At 68.9% G+C, this 14646-nt stretch carries 11 protein-coding genes and 1 pseudogene; 5 read left to right on the plus strand and 7 right to left on the minus strand.

Annotation, left to right across the window (positions count from 1 at the left end; genetic code table 11):
• Positions 1 to 86 precede the first annotated feature (86 nt).
• The 6 genes and pseudogenes from sigK to ACIA1L_RS29460 form a co-directional block, all read right to left on the minus strand.
• A pseudogene (sigK, locus tag ACIA1L_RS29435) lies at positions 87 to 691 on the minus strand (ECF RNA polymerase sigma factor SigK).
• A gap of 233 nt (positions 692 to 924) precedes the next feature.
• Complete coding sequence (locus ACIA1L_RS29440; RefSeq protein ID WP_396076264.1) at positions 925 to 1620, minus strand: class F sortase; 696 nt, start codon at positions 1618 to 1620, stop codon at positions 925 to 927.
• A 3-nt stretch (positions 1621 to 1623) separates the two neighbouring features.
• A complete protein-coding gene (locus ACIA1L_RS29445) occupies positions 1624 to 2412 on the minus strand; it encodes a hypothetical protein (RefSeq protein ID WP_396076265.1) in 789 nt (262 codons plus the stop codon).
• 101 nt (positions 2413 to 2513) lie between these two features.
• On the minus strand, positions 2514 to 4211 hold the full coding sequence (locus ACIA1L_RS29450) for a protein kinase (RefSeq protein ID WP_396076266.1): 1698 nt from the start codon (positions 4209 to 4211) through the stop codon (positions 2514 to 2516).
• Between the two features lie 160 nt (positions 4212 to 4371).
• Positions 4372 to 6063, minus strand: coding sequence for a nickel/cobalt transporter (locus tag ACIA1L_RS29455; RefSeq protein WP_396076267.1), 1692 nt, complete (start codon positions 6061 to 6063; stop codon positions 4372 to 4374).
• Positions 6060 to 7364, minus strand: a complete 1305-nt coding sequence (locus ACIA1L_RS29460) for a tetratricopeptide repeat protein (protein WP_396076268.1) — start codon at positions 7362 to 7364, stop codon at positions 6060 to 6062. Before ACIA1L_RS29460 ends, ACIA1L_RS29455 begins: the two co-directional genes overlap by 4 nt.
• 183 nt (positions 7365 to 7547) lie before the next feature.
• Here ACIA1L_RS29460 and ACIA1L_RS29465 point away from each other — a divergent pair, with 183 nt between their 5' ends.
• The 5 genes from ACIA1L_RS29465 (at position 7548) to ACIA1L_RS29485 (ending at position 12525) form a co-directional block, all read left to right on the plus strand.
• Positions 7548 to 8942, plus strand: a complete 1395-nt coding sequence (locus tag ACIA1L_RS29465) for a DUF4331 domain-containing protein (RefSeq protein WP_396076269.1) — start codon at positions 7548 to 7550, stop codon at positions 8940 to 8942.
• Between the two features lie 156 nt (positions 8943 to 9098).
• Positions 9099 to 9749, plus strand: coding sequence for a hypothetical protein (locus ACIA1L_RS29470; RefSeq protein WP_396076270.1), 651 nt, complete (start codon positions 9099 to 9101; stop codon positions 9747 to 9749).
• 90 nt (positions 9750 to 9839) lie between these two features.
• Positions 9840 to 10871: a metal ABC transporter substrate-binding protein gene (locus tag ACIA1L_RS29475; protein ID WP_396076271.1), complete on the plus strand. Its 1032-nt coding sequence runs from the start codon at positions 9840 to 9842 to the stop codon at positions 10869 to 10871.
• A complete protein-coding gene (locus ACIA1L_RS29480; protein ID WP_396076272.1) occupies positions 10868 to 11656 on the plus strand; it encodes a metal ABC transporter ATP-binding protein in 789 nt (262 codons plus the stop codon). The genes ACIA1L_RS29475 and ACIA1L_RS29480 overlap by 4 nt, the downstream gene beginning before the upstream one ends.
• Positions 11653 to 12525 (plus strand): metal ABC transporter permease, encoded by an 873-nt coding sequence (locus ACIA1L_RS29485; RefSeq protein WP_396076273.1) that lies wholly within the window; start codon positions 11653 to 11655, stop codon positions 12523 to 12525. The genes ACIA1L_RS29480 and ACIA1L_RS29485 overlap by 4 nt, the downstream gene beginning before the upstream one ends.
• Before the next feature lie 139 nt (positions 12526 to 12664).
• Here the strand turns inward: ACIA1L_RS29485 and ACIA1L_RS29490 are convergent, their stop codons facing one another.
• Positions 12665 to 14569, minus strand: coding sequence for an ATP-binding protein (locus ACIA1L_RS29490; protein WP_396076274.1), 1905 nt, complete (start codon positions 14567 to 14569; stop codon positions 12665 to 12667).
• Positions 14570 to 14646 lie beyond the last annotated feature (77 nt).

The raw sequence follows: 14646 nt of genomic DNA on the forward strand, positions 1-14646 counted from the left end.
TACGACCCCGCCAAACACGGCGGAGCCTCGCGGTTCACCACCTCCCCGCCGCTCGCTCAAGCGGCGTGAGGTTGACACAGGGGGTGTCATGCCGGCACCTCCACATTCATGCAGTCGCGCAGCCGGATCAGTCCGTCGCGCATCCGGGACTTGATGGTCGGCAGCGGCGTTTCCAGCAGCTCGGCGACTTCCCGGTACGTGTGACCCTGGTAGTAGGCCAGCGTCACGGCCTGGCGTTGCAGCTCGGTGAGGTCGTCGAGGCAGTGCCGTACCTGCTGGCGTTCCAGCCGCCCGGCCACCTCGTCAGCGACCTCGTCGTACGGGGTGTCGACCGACGCGGCGCCGGCCCTCATCGTGCGGATGGTGGCGGCCTGCTCGGAGCGGACCCGGTCCACGGCGCGGCGGTGCGCGATCGTGAACACCCAGGCCGTGGCCGTGCCGCGGGAGGCGTCGAAGCGGGCCGCCGTTCGCCACACTTCCACGAGAACCTCCTGGGCGACCTCCTCGGCCTGGGCCGGGCGCGTAGGACCCGGCGGATCAGGCCGTACACGCGTGGCGCGATCAGGTCGTACAGCTTCTCGAAGGCAGCCTCGTCGCCGCGGGCGGTCGCCCGGAGCAGGTCGCCGGCGTCCGGCGGTGTAGACGGAACCGCCGAGAGGTGTTCCGGCCTTCTCGCACCGCCGCGATCCATCCAGATCCACCTCTCCGTCTCGGGTTTCCCAGAGTGGATTCGATGCTGTGCGCCGTCGGGATGGGTGGCTCTCCTGCGAATGGCAGCCCTGCAACCGCAACGAGCTGTCCTTATCTGGTGCTGGCCGTGGTTCCTTGTCGTTACTCGCCTCGTACCGCCGGCAATCGAGTCCAAGCATCCACTTTGGTGGTTGTGCCTGCCGCCCGGTCAGGGAGGCGTTGTCAGCCCTCTGCTCAGGGGCGTGCGGGTTGGGCTGTGCGCAGAGTGGCGTAGACGACGATGTTGTCTTCGTAGTGGCCGGTGTCGTTGTCGAAGTCGCCGCCGCAGGTGATGAGTCGCAGGCCGGCGTGGTTGATGGGGCCGTACACGGCGTCGGTGGGGAATTTGTCCTTGGGGTGGCGTTTGGCGGCGGTGACGGAGAAGGTGGCTGTGCTGCCGTCTCGGCGCCGTACGGTGATCAGGTCTGCGGGTTTCAGCTTGGACAGGCGGGCGAAGGTGCCGAGCTGGCCTTGGTAGTCGACGTGGCCGGCCAGGATCGCCGGTCCGAGCGCTCCGGGAGTGGGTGCTTTGGTGTACCAGCCGACGGTGGCGGCGTCGCCGGGCACCTGCATGCTGCCGTCAGCCTGCTGGCCGAGCCCCGTCACGGGTACGGAGATCTTGAGGGCGGGAATGGACACCCGGGTGGGTGCTGAGGTGTCCATCAACGGCCCGGTGGTCAGCGTTGCCCGAGTATCGGGCGTCGGCGCGGGTGACGGGGCGGTCGGGGTGTTTGTCGTGGCGGCGGGTAGGTCTGGTTCGTGCAGGCTTCGCTGCACTCCGATGGACAGGGCGGTGAAGCCGAGCAGGGTGAAGGCGAGGGTCATCGCCGGGAGCAGATGTCGCTCCCAGCGATGCTTGGCTGGCAGCGCCGGCGTGTCTTCGTCACTCATCGGTCAGCTCTGGGCGCGCAGCCGGCGGCGGGCGACGACGGTGCCGAGTGCGCCGAGCAGGGCGATGCCGCCGAGGGCGTACATCGGGGTGGAGTGGGGGCGGCTGGTGCCGTCGCCGGCGGCGACCGCGCCTACCGGTACTGATCCGGCGGCGGCGCCGGAGACCATGCCGCAGGTGGCCGGGTCGGTGGCTTCCTGCGGGATGCCGGTGAGTCCGGCGGATTTGGCCAGGGTGGATTCGCCGAGGCCTTCGAGGTCGTACTTGTCGTTGTTGTTGGCGTCGATGCCGTGTTGCACGACGTGCAGGTCCTTGAGGTGTTCGAGGGTGCCTTTCGGCAAGTCGGCGCCGGGGATGGTGCGGTCGTAGGTCAGGTTGCCTTTCGCGTCGGCGGTTGGCATGCGGTCCACGGCCAGTCCGCTGGCCTTGGCGGTGTCGCCTTTGGTGGTCAGCGAGATGAAGATGTCGCCGTACATCGGTAGACCTTCTTCGGTGCTGACGTAGCCGTTGCCGTCCTTGTCCGCGGACATGTCGGGGCAGTGGAAATCCATCCCCTTGACCGAGCCGTGCAGGTGCTGGGCGTGCGGCGAGTTCGGCACCAGATTCTTGGACCGGATGCTGACTTTCAGGTCGCCGCTGCTGGTGACGGTCAGCGTCGCGGTCCCGGAGGCGCCGGAGTTGTTCAGCGCGTCGAGTTGGACGTGCACGCTTTCGTCGGCGAACGCCGGCGCGGGTGCGGCCAGCAGAACGGCGGCGGCCGCCGGTATGGCCAGAAGAGTGCGGTGCAGTTTCACGGGGGTGCTCCTCGTCGATCAGGGGGTGTCGACAGGGATTCGGCTCCGCGGAAGGTTCGGCTGGGTCACTGATCGATATATGACGCTGAGCGGTTGCCCGGTTACTGCTTGGGTGCGGGTACGGACCAGGTGGCGGGTGCGGAGGACCGGTCGCGGAGGCCGTCGACGAGGATGCGCTGGTGTGCCAGGTTGCGTTGCCAGTCTTGGTCGGGTGTGGTCCAGGTCAGCAGGTGCGAGCGGGTGCTGTCGACGGCGCGCAGGATCTGGTGCGTGTGCAGTCGAGGTCCTGATGGCGGCTGCCAGGTGTATTCCCAGTCGGCGCCGCCGCCCGCCACGAGAAGAACGCCCATGCTGACCCTTCGATAGCCGGGCAGGGTTCCGGAGGCGAGTGCCTGCTGCTCGACCGTCTGCCAATGCCGCAGTGGGTCGCCGGTAGGCGCGAGCCCTGGCTGCACGGTGAAAGCACGACTCCCGGCTGGATCGCAGAACGACACTCTGCTGGCGTCGGCGGTACGCGTCCAGTCCTGCGGGACCGGCAAGGTGAAACCGGCGGGATCGACATGCTGTAACCAGCCGGCCGGCGCCTGGCGCGTATTCGCCGCGGGGGTTGCCGCCAGGGACTCGCGACGCCCCTGGGCACAGGGCTCAACTGTTACTGCTGCCGCTGCGGCGGTAGCCGTAGGACGCGATGTCGGCGGAACGGGAAGAGGATGATCGTTTCCGCGGACGGTTGCGGTGACGGCCGCACCCGTGCCTGCGGCCAGCGCGATGGCTGCTGCCAGAATACCGGCGCGCTTTCCAGGATGGGTGCGGTGCGGCCGGGCAGATGCCTCGGCGCTGCCCGGCGCCGGCGTGCTGGGTTCTCCTCGTGATGGGGCCGCGCGCTGCGGTGGTGGGTCAGCCAGGTCCAGGTTGTCGTGGAGAGGGCGTCGTGGCGCCGGAACGGTAGCCGAACCCACCGCACGCCGGGTCAGTTCCCCGAGCGCCGCCTGCGCCTCGGCGGCCTGGGTGCGGCGGGCTGGATCGGGGTTCAGCAGACCGGCGATCACCGGATGCAACGGACCAGGATGTCGTGGTGGATCCGGGGCGTCCTGCAGGACGGCGGTGAGGGATTCCTCGACGCTGGCGCGTTTGAAGGGTGGTCGTCCTTCGACGGCTGCGTAGAGGGTGGCGCCGAGTGACCACAGGTCGGTACGGGCGTCACCGATCCCTTCGCGCAGCCGTTCGGGTGCGAGGAAGTACGGCGAGCCGAGTAGCGGTTCTTTCGTGCTTGCGGCGGTGCCGAAGGCGGCCAGCCCGAAATCTGTGAGTACCACCCGCCCCTGCGCGGTCAGGAGCACGTTGTGCGGTTTGACGTCGCGGTGCACCACGTCTTGATCGTGTGCTGCCCGCAGCGCCGTCAGGACCGCCAGGCCGACCTTCGCGGCCTCGCGGTGGGACATCGGTCCGTCTTCGGTGATCACCTGCTGCAACGAACGCGATGCCACGTATTCCATGACGATGAAGGAGCGGCCGGCGGTCTGCACGACATCGAAGACGCGCACCACCGCAGGATGGTCCAGACGCGCGGCGGCACGGGCTTCGCGTACCGCCCGGGAGTGGATGTCGTGCTGGGCGGCAGCAGGGAGGCCGGAAGGGGCGACGGCTTCTTTGACGGCGACCTCGCGGTCCAGCAACTCGTCGTGCGCGCGCCACACCCGGCCCATACCGCCCGAGCCGATGAGGGAGCTGAGCCGGTAGCGGCCGGCGACGACCGTGGGCGCGGCGACGATCGCGCGGCCGGACCCGGTCTGCCTCATGTGGCTGCCTGCCTCCTCCTGCGCCGATCACCGTCGCAGAGAAGTTCGAGGCTCCTGAGCTTCCGGCTTGGTGAAGGAGAAGAAAATTTCGCAGGCAGGAAGCGACCGGCCGCTCGTGCCCGTCTTTGGCCCTTTTCCGCCCTGCGGTGAGCGCGGCCGATCAGCCGGGGGAACTGAGGAGGCCGATGGTGGCCATGGCCGTCATGCCGAGGCCGACGGTCAGGATGGTCGCGGCGGTGGCGGTCGGCATGCGGAGCAGGACGAAGCGGCGCCATCGGCTGGAGCCGAGGTGGCGCAGGCGTTCGCCCCAGCGGGCGAGGGCGAATCCGATGCCGGTGAGGGTGGCGGCGAGGCCGATGCCGTAGGCGAGGACGAGGAGTACTCCGTACCAGGCGCGGCCGAGGGCGGCTGCCCCGAGCAGGACGACGACGGCCGACGGGCTGGGTGACAGGCCACCGGCGAAGCCCATGGTGAGCAGGGTGCGCAGGCGTAGCGGTTCGTCCGGGGCGGGCAGGTAGTGCGTGTGGGAGTGACCGCCGTGCGAGTGGGTCAGCGCCGTCTGCTGGCGGCCGCGTCCGTGGGCGTGGGCGCGGTGCTGGCCGTCAGCGTGGTGGTGGCCGCCAGGGTGGCGATGGTCGGCAGCATGGTGATCGTCGTGCGCGGTGTGCGAGTGGACGTGGTCGTGCGCGGTGCGCGAGTGGTGGTGGCCGTGACTGGCGGCGACGGTCTCGGGGAGGTGGTCATGGCTGTGGTCTCGGGCGTGCGGCGCGTGATGGTGGTCGTGGTCGTGATCGTGGTCGGGGGCTGCGCGCCGTCGGCGGGCGTCGCGGATCGCGCGGTGCAGCAGGTGCGCGCCGACGAGGGCGACCAGGACGCCGCTGGCCATCCGGAGCCAGTCGTAGATCGCCGCGGGTGCCAGGTGCAATGAGGTGGCGAGCAGGATGCCGAGGGCCAGGACGCCGACGGTGTGGGTGGCGGCGACAGTGCCGGCGACGGTGAGGGCGTGGCCCAGCCGTCCTCGGGCGGTGACCAGGTAGGCCGCCATGATGGTCTTGCCGTGTCCGGGTGCGAGGGCGTGGAAGCCGCCGAGGATCACCGCGATGAGGATGGCCAGTAGGCCGACGCCGAGGGTCAGTTCGGGGCGTCCGACAAGGTCGGTGAACAGGGTGGTAAGCCGGTCGCTGCTGCCGGGTTGCGCGGCTGAACCGTCAGCAGCGGTGGCGGCTTGCGGGGCGGCGGGTCCGCCGGGGCGCACGGTCATGGTGGCGCTGCGTACGTCGGAGGTCGCGGTGGTGGAGGGGTAGGCGGTCAGCCGTGCGCTGTTGGTGGCGGCGGGGACGTCGGAGTCGGTGATCGTGTAGCGGTCGCCGACGGCGGTGATCTCGCGCCAGCCGATCCGGGTGTCGTAGAGGTTGTTGCGGTAGCTGACGGTGGACTGGGTGGAGATCCGGGCGTCGGCGTGCAGCAGGCAGTGCAGACGCAAGGTGGCCAGTCCACCGCTGCCCGGGGGGAAGGTGAGTGCGACCGTACGCGCGGTCATGCTTTGGGTGCGGTCGTTGACCGTGAGGGTGGCTGCCGCGGCGGCCTCGGTGCAGGTACGCGCGGCGTAGGCGTCCCGTTCGGCGGTCGAGGTGACGGTGTCGCGGTCGGTGTCGATGTCCGCAGTGGTCTGATAGGCGGGCAGTTCGGCGAGGTCGAGGATGAAGTCGACGTCGATGCCGGAGGTGCCGATGCGCAGGCCGGAGTACTGGTTGGTGGTGAAGTTTCCCAACGGGTGGGCCTGCGCCGGGGCGGGCAGCACCAATGCGGTGACGACGGCGATCGCGCCGGTCGCGAGCAGTTTGCGGATCATGCGGCGTCTTTCAGTCGGTCGAGGGCGGCGCGGGCGTGCGGCGCGTACCGCAGGGAGAAGTGCGGGTTGATGGCCAGCGCCTGGTGCAGGTCGGCGCGGGCGCCCGCCCGGTCACCGAGGGTGAGCCGGATCTGGCCGCGGTAGTAGTGGGCGCGGGCATCCCGGGTGCCCAGGCGCAGGCTGCGCTCGGCGTGGGTGAGTGCCTCGCGGTCGCGGCCGGCAGCGTGCAGTGCCCACGCGTACGCGCTCTCGACGGCGACGCTGGGCCGGGTGGCGTACAGGGCGGCGGCCCGGGTGACGGCCTGGCTGGCTTGTCCTCGGTCGGCGTAGAAGAGCACGAGGTCGATGTCGGTGGTGCCCGACGAGCCGGCCGGCAGGCGAGTGCTGGCGCGCACGAGCTCGTCGGTGCGCTCGGCGCCGCCCGGATCTCCGGCCGCGGTCAAGGTGTCGGACAGTGCTGCGAGGTGATCGACCGTCGGCAGGGTGAGCGTGACGGTACGCAGAGCGGCGACGGCGGCGGGCAGGTCACCGCGAGCGGCCTGCACCCGGGCCTGCCAGGCCAGCAGCGCGGGCTGTCCGGGAGTACGGGCCAGTCCTCGGTGGAAGTATTCGGCAGCGGTAGTCAGATCACCGGTGTTGAAGGCGAGTTCGCCGAGGTGGGTGAGGGCGAACGTGGTGTCGCCCGCGGTGGCGGCGACCGCCAGGGCCTGCTGCATGAGATCGACGGCGCGGGCCTGGTCGCCGCGCAGTTCGAACAGGTAAGACGCCCGGGCGTAAGAGCCGGTGTCCGGGCGCAGGTCGAGCATCCGCTGGACGGCATCGGTGGCCTCGTCATAGCGGCCCAGTTCGACGCAGGCGTCAGTGAGTACGCCGAAGGCGTCGGCGGAGTAGGCGTCGACGGTCACGGCCCGGCGCGCGTAGCTCAGGGCCGTGGTGAACTCGTGCCGGGCGGCGGCGAGCGCGCCGAGGCCGGTCAGTGCGGCAGCGTTGTCTTGGGGTTGGACCTTCAGGGATCGACGCAAGGCGGTCTCGGCGTCGGCGTAACGGGCTGGGTCGGACGAGCGACGGGCCAGCTCGAGCTGGGCCATGCCGAGCTGCGCCCACGCCTGCCAGTCCCCGGGCGTGCGGGTCAGGTGCGCGACGGTCCGGGTCACGTACCGGTCGAGATCGTTCACCGACGCCGCAGCCGGGTCCCCGGGCGTCGCGGTGTGGACGGATTCGCGCTGGTCGTGCGGGCCGAGCGCAATTCCGACACCGATTAGCGCCGTCGCAGCGAGGCCGGTCACCAAGACGAATTTCATCCAGCGTCTGCGCATAGAAAGCGTTCCTCTCGCCGACGGCCCAGTACCCGCTCTAACGGACGACACGATCGAAAGAAGCTCCTCAAATCATCCAAATTGTCCTTAAAGGGTGTTTAGTGGATCGCGATGACTTTCGTGACGGTGGCCACCCACGCCGTTGACCCGCACCGAAATCGGAGAATCATGAAACTCGCGCCATCGCGCCGCCGTGCGTTGCGGACCGCCGCCGCCGTCGGGGTGTCCGCCGCTTGTCTGGCCACGCTCGCACCCATCCCGGGCAGCGCGTCCTCACACCGCGAAGCACCCCTGATCGCCGGTACGCCCAGCCTGGACAACACCGACCTGTACGCGTTCGTCAGCCCGGACGCACCCAGCACGGTGACCATGGTGGCGAACTGGCAGCCGTTCTCCGAACCGAACGGCGGGCCGAACTTCTACCCGTTCGCCGAGCACACCGCGCACGACATCAACATCGACAACGATGGTGACGCGCGCGCGGACATCACCTACCGGTGGATGTTCAAGACCACCTACCAGAACCCGAACACGTTCCTCTACAACACCGGCCCGGTCACCTCACTGACCGACCCGGACCTGAACGTGCGGCAGACGTACACGTTGCAGCGCATCACCAAGGGCGGCGCCAAGACGCTGCTGTCCAAGGCCCGGGTGGCACCGTCGTTCACCGGGGCTGCGTCCATGCCGAACTACGGCGCACTGTCCGACGCCGCGGTCACCTCCTACGGCAGCGGCGCGAAGTCGTTCGCCGGGCAGGCCGACGACGCGTTCTTCGCCGACCTGCGGGTCTTCGACCTGCTCTACGGCGGCAACCTGTCCGAGGTCGGGCAGGACACCCTCAAGGGCTACAACGTCAACTCGATCGCCCTGCAGGTCCCCAAGGCCGACCTGGCACTCAAGGGCGACGCCACCCGTAACCCGGTCGTCGGCATCTGGACCACCACGTCCCGCGCCGGCGCGAGCATGAAGTCCAAGAGCAGCAAGCTGCAGCAGGTGTCGCGCCTGGGCATGCCGCTGGTCAACGAGGTCGTCATCCCGGTCGCGAAGAAGAACGAGTTCAACGCCTCCAAGCCCGAGAACGACGTGAAGTTCCTCAAGTACGTGCAGAAGCCCGAGGTGCCGAAGCTGATCCAGGCGATCTACGGCATTCCGGCGCCGGCCGAACCGCGTAAGGACCTGGTCGAGGTGTTCCTGACCGGCGTCTGCAAGGCGTGCGGACCGGTCCAGGCGGACCTGAACTCTCAGCTGCTCAACATGGACGTCAAGGCCAAGAAGTTCGCGCCGAGTGAGCAGCTGCGCCTGAACATGTCGGTGGCCCCGGCCGCCGCACCGAACCGCCTCGGCGTCGTGGGCGGCGACCTCGCCGGCTTCCCCAACGGCCGGCGCCTGGCCGACGACGTCATCGACGTCACCCTGCAGGCCGCCGAAGGCATCCTGCTGCCCAACCCGCCCGCCGCGGTCGCGACCCTGGGCGACGGCGTCAACAGCAACGACCACGCGTTCCGCGCCATGTTCCCGTACGTGGCACTGCCCAACATGGTCGCCGTCAACCAGTCCTGACCACATTCCCCACAGGCAGCGGGGCCGGATCTGTCGATCCGGCCCCGCTGCACGTTCCCGTCCAGCTCATAATCGCCGCGAGAGAAGCCCCCCATGCCTGCTCAGCCGTCCTCCGACTCGACCCGATCCGCCCTCCGTCGAAGGATCGTCCTTACTGTGGCTGCGGGCCTGAGCGTCGTTGCCGCAGGCGCACTCACGGTTCGTGCTGTCCTGCCCGACGACGCACCCGACCCGGCAACCGCCGCGGTCGCCGCAGCACCCGCCGCCGAATCGCCGGCGTCCAGTGCCGTCCCGGCTCCCGCCGCCGACAGCGTCGGCACGGTACGTACGCCGGCGTTGCCGGGGCCGTCCGAGAACGGCTCGCCGGCAGGTGGACCCGCTCGACCGTCCACAGCCGGAACCCTGTCGACCGTCGGCCGTCAGGTCGAGGCAGCCGAACACACGCTGGTCGCCACCGTGCACACCTACCGCCAGCCCGTCGCGGCGGCCACCGTCGACCCGGGCAGTGACACCGAATGGGGTGCCGCAGACGTCGAAGTGTGCGCCACCGCCGGTGCCCCGGGCGATATCCGGATCTCGCATCTGCCGTGGGCGCTGGAGTTCGCCGACCGCACCCGCACCACGGCCGCCACTGTTCGGTACCGCGAATTCCCTCGGCCCGGCTACCCGGTCACCAGCACCCCGCTGGCTCCTGGCGCTTGTGCGCGCGGCTGGATCACTTTTCCCGTACCTTCCGGCGAGCGACCGGCCCTCATCGAATGGTCGCCCAGTAACGAACCTCAGCCGCAACGCTGGCGTATCGCCTGACCCCCCATCCCCCTAAAAGACAAGAAAAGGCTCCACTTCCCTTGTTGCGAGTCTTGGGTAATAACAAGGAGTTCGCACTAAAGTTCCGGCATGTTATTCAACACCCGATATCAGCGGTCATTTCAAAAAAGTGTGGCGATCGCGGCGGTGAGCTTGTGCGTGCTGTCGGGCTGCCGCGGCGGTCAAGCCGGCCAAGCTGCCGCCGGCCAGGACGACGCGCTACGGGTGGTCACCACCGTCGCTCCGCTCACCTCGATCGTGGCCGGCATCGGCGGCGACAAGATCGTCATCGACGGGTTGGTGCCGGAAGGCACCAACTCCCACACCTTCGAGCCGCCACCGAGCGCGGCGAAGGTCCTCAGCAAAGCCGATCTGGTCTTCATCAACGGTCTGCAGCTCGAAGAACCGATCAAGAAGCTCGCCCAGTCCACCACGAAGGACAGTGCGACGCTCGTCGAGCTCGGCACCCAATCACTCCCCGAACGTGAATACCTCTACGACTTCTCCTTCCCCGAGGAAGACGGGAAACCGAACCCGCACCTGTGGACCGACCCCACCTACGCGATCAAGTACGCGGCCCTCATCCGCGACAGCCTGACCGCCGCCGACCCCAGCAACCGCGACTACTACCACGCCAACTACACCGCGTTCGAAGCCCAGGCCCGGCAACTCGACACTGCCTTGCGCGCCGACCAGGACACCCTGGCAGCCGACAGGCGGCAGTTGCTGACCTACCACGACGCCTACGCGTACTTCGCGAAGACCTACGGCTGGACGGTCGTCGGCGCGATCCAGCCCCGCAACTTCGAAGACCCCACACCCCGTGAGGTCGCTGCCCTCATCGACCAGGTCAAAGCCCGGCAGGTCCCGGTGATCTTCGGCTCGGAAGTATTCCCGTCCACGGTCCTCGCCGAGATCGGCGCGGCCACCGGCGCCCGCTACGAGGACACCCTGCGCGACGACGACCTGCCCGGCGCACCCGGCGAGGCAGAACACTCCTGGATGGGCCTCATGCGCTACAACTACGTCACCATGGTCACCGGCCTCGGTGGCACCGCGACACACCTCACCGCACTGGCCACCACGCCGAACGTTCCCGACAACGCCACCTACCCCCAGTGACCCCCACCCGGGACGGCGAACCCCTCATCCGGATCGCCGACGCGACCGTCAGCTACGACAAACACGCTGTCCTCACCGACATCGACATGACCCTGCACGCCGGCGCCTTCGTCGGAGTCGTCGGACCCTCCGGGTCCGGCAAGACCTCACTACTACGACTCATCCTGGGCAGCCTGCGACCGCGCCACGGCACGGTCACCCGCCGGCCCGGCCTGGCCACCGCGTACGTGCCCCAACTCGAGACGGTGAACTGGAACTTCCCCATCACCGTCGGCGAATGCGTGCTCATGGCGCGCACCCGCCGTACCTTGCCGTGGCCGACCCGGGCCGAACGCGCCGACGTCGCCCACACCCTCGAGCGCCTCGGCATCGGCGATCTGGCCCACCGCCACATCAGAGATCTCTCCGGCGGACAACAACAGCGCATGTTCCTCGCCCGGGCACTTCTGCGCCGACCGCAACTGTTGCTGCTCGACGAACCCACCTCCGGCGTCGACATCACCACCCGCCACGACATGCTGCATCTGCTCGCCGACATCAACACCGACGGCGTCGCGATCCTGTTGACCACCCACGACCTCAACGGCGTCGCCGCGCACCTGCCGCAACTGGTCGCCCTGAACCGCACCATCCTGGCCGCCGGCTCTGCCCACCAGGTCATCACCGCACCCGTGCTCGAAGCGACCTTCGGCGCACCGATGCACGTCATGAAACACCTCGGCATGCCCGTCGTCCTCGACGCCCACCCGCCGGCCCGGCACACCCCGAACCGGCTCGCCGCATGATCGAGACGCTCGTCGACCCGTTCACCTACGCCTTCTTCGTCAGAGGCGTCACCGCAGCCACCCTCGCCGGCGGCCTCTGTGGACTGATCGGCGTCTACATCACCCTGCGCGGCATGAGCTACATCGGCCACGGCCTGTCCCACGCCATCTTCGGCGGATTCGCCGCCAGCTCCATCATCGGCATCAACTACTACCTCGGCGCCGGCATCTGGGGACTCGCCTCCGCCCTGACCATCAACCGCGTCACCCGCCACCACCGCATCGGCGCCGACGCCGCGATCGGCGTCGTCACCACCGCCTCATTCGCCCTCGGCGTCGCCCTACTCACCATCTTCGGCAACCGAGGACCCAGCTTCGACGCCGCCCTGTTCGGCAGCATCATCGGCGTCACCACCACCGACGTCTGGGCACTGGCCGCCACCACCGCATTCACCCTCGCCGTCATCACCGCCAACTACCGAGCACTGCTGTTCACCACCTTCGACCCGGACGTAGCGGCCGTCACCGGCATCCGCGTCGCCCGCCTCGACGCCCTGCTCATGCTCACCCTCTCCCTGTCCATCCTCGCCACCCTCACCGTCATCGGCGTCACGCTGGTCGCCGCCACCCTCGTCATCCCTGCCGCCACCGCACGGCTATTCACCCACCGCTTCGCCAGCATGCTCTGGACATCCACCATCATCGGCACGATCTGCGGCTTCATCGGCATGAACGCCAGCTACCACCTCGACATCCCCTCCGGCACCACCATCGTGCTCACCGACGCGGCCGCCTTCGCCATCACCCTGCTGCTGACCGGCGGGCGACGTCTGCACCGCACCCGAACGACCCACGTACGCCACACATCTGCCGCTCCAATCCCGCGCTGATCCACGCCGCCCGGCCATCCAGACTGCGTGTTCGGACGTGGGTTGGGCGCGGATCCCCGGCGTCGATCCGCGAACACAGCCTTTCCGTACGCCCCTCCTCCGGCTAGGCCGTGCCGAGCGGGAGGAGGATGTTCGCCGGTCACGAATGCTGGAACTGATCCGCGGCCTGCTTGCCGGAAGTGTGGAGCGGAGCGATCACGTCATGGTGCGCGATGCCGTGCCCTGTTGCCGGGCCGGGACGGGGCTGTACCTCGGGCAAGGTGATCCGGAAGACGGTGCCGCCGCCGGGATTCTCGTCGGCGACGATCTTCCCGTGGTGTCGCTCGATGATGCGGTGCACGATGGTCAGGCCGAGTCCGGTTCCGGGGTAGCTCTGGCTGCCGTTGGCTCGGGTGAATGCGGTGAATACGGCCTTGCGTTGTGCGGCGGGAATGCCGATACCCCGGTCACTGATCTCCACGGTCCAGGCGTCGTCGTGGCGTTTGGCGGTGATGTTCACCTGGGCGGCGGTGCCGGGGTGGGTGTACTTCAGTGCGTTGCCGATGAGGTTGTCGAAGACCTGCCGTAACAGGGTCGGATCTCCGTCGATCGTGGGTAGGTCGTCCATGGAGACGGCCGGGACGATGTCTGCGCTCTCGGCGGTGCGGTCGGTTACCACCTCGGCGACCAGGTGCGCCAAATCTACGGAGGTGATTTTCAGGTCGCGGTTGTCGGCTGTGGCGTAGTCGAGCAGGTCGTCTAGCAGCGACTGCATCCGGGTGGCCCCGCCGCGTACCCGTTCGAGGAATTCACGGTGCTCTGCGTGGAGGGAGGGTGCGACCTCTTCGCGCAGGAAGTCGGTGTAGGCGCTGATCCTTGCCAACGGCTGGCGCAGGTCGTGGGCCACGATCCCGGCGAACCCGACGAGTTCTTCCTCGCGTTGCCGTAGCTGGTCCTCGACGAGTTCGCGGCGGGCGATGTCCTCGCGCAGCTCTCGGGTGGCCTGCGCGACCCGGCGCACTGCCCGGTCGCGGGAGGTGGTCACCGTCGCGGTCAGGATTGCGAGCAGCGCCGTGAGTACGATGCCGATGATCCACGCTGTTGCCACCGGGTGGAGCCTTGCGTCGGGCTGCAGCTTCCCGGTGGCCGTTACCGTCAGCTGCCATGCGCGTTGTGCTGCCGGCACCGCGGTTACCCGGCTGCCGCCCGCCTTGGCTCCGCCCTGCCGGGCCTGGCCTGGATTCCAGCGGGCTAGCACAGTCGGGGTGCCCTCACTGGAGGTGTCGCTCAACGTGACGGTGACGATGTCGCGGGCGACGACGGCGATGCTGTCGCGTAGGAAGTCTCCGCCCCGCAGCCCGAGGATCACCCAGCCCCGGAATCGGCCGCGATCGGATGCCCGCGGTGATTTGGACGTCACCGGCGCCACCAAGATTGTGGATAGCTGCTGCTGCGCTGCCGGTAGTCCCGCGTCTCGGAGCAACTGGTACGGGCGGCTCGCCGCGACAGAGCCGGTATCTCGCGCCGCCCGCAGAGTCTCCGTCACCGCCTGGCTGACAGCGAGGTCGCGTCCCGGCAGTCCGGCTGAGTCGTCCACGGGCCGCGACATCACCGTGAATGCGTGTTCCCCGGTGGCCGGCTCCGCGGGGCGTAGGGTCAACCCGGTGGCGCCGCGGGCACGCCAGTATTGCTGGACCGCTGACACTTGACCGGCGGGGGCCGGGACGACCAGGGAGACACCGGTCGCCCCGGGAAGCCGTGAACCGTCGATCGGTGCGGTGATCGCCGCGAACTCGGCGGCCTGTAGATCGGCCTGAGCGCCTACGGCGGCTGCCACATCCCGGATCACGTTGCCGTACCGGCGCACCTCCGCGGCCACTGTCAACGACACCACGGCGGAGTGCTCGTTCAGCGCCTGTGCCGCCCGGTTCTCGTCGCCGCGCCGCAACGCTGATGCTGCGAGCAGGGTTGCTGACAAGCCCAGCAGTACCACGACGATCAGCAGGACTACCGACCGGCGACGCGGCGCTACCGCATCCCACACCGCCCAGACCGGAAGTCGCACTGTAACGACGCTACGCGCTCAGGGAGGACCCGACGGGGACTTCCGCGACAGGCAGCAGCGAGTGCACCGTGGCGGAT

Origin of the sequence: Actinoplanes sp. NPDC051859, from assembly GCF_044452725.1 — a bacterium.
Lineage (GTDB): Bacteria > Actinomycetota > Actinomycetes > Mycobacteriales > Micromonosporaceae > Actinoplanes.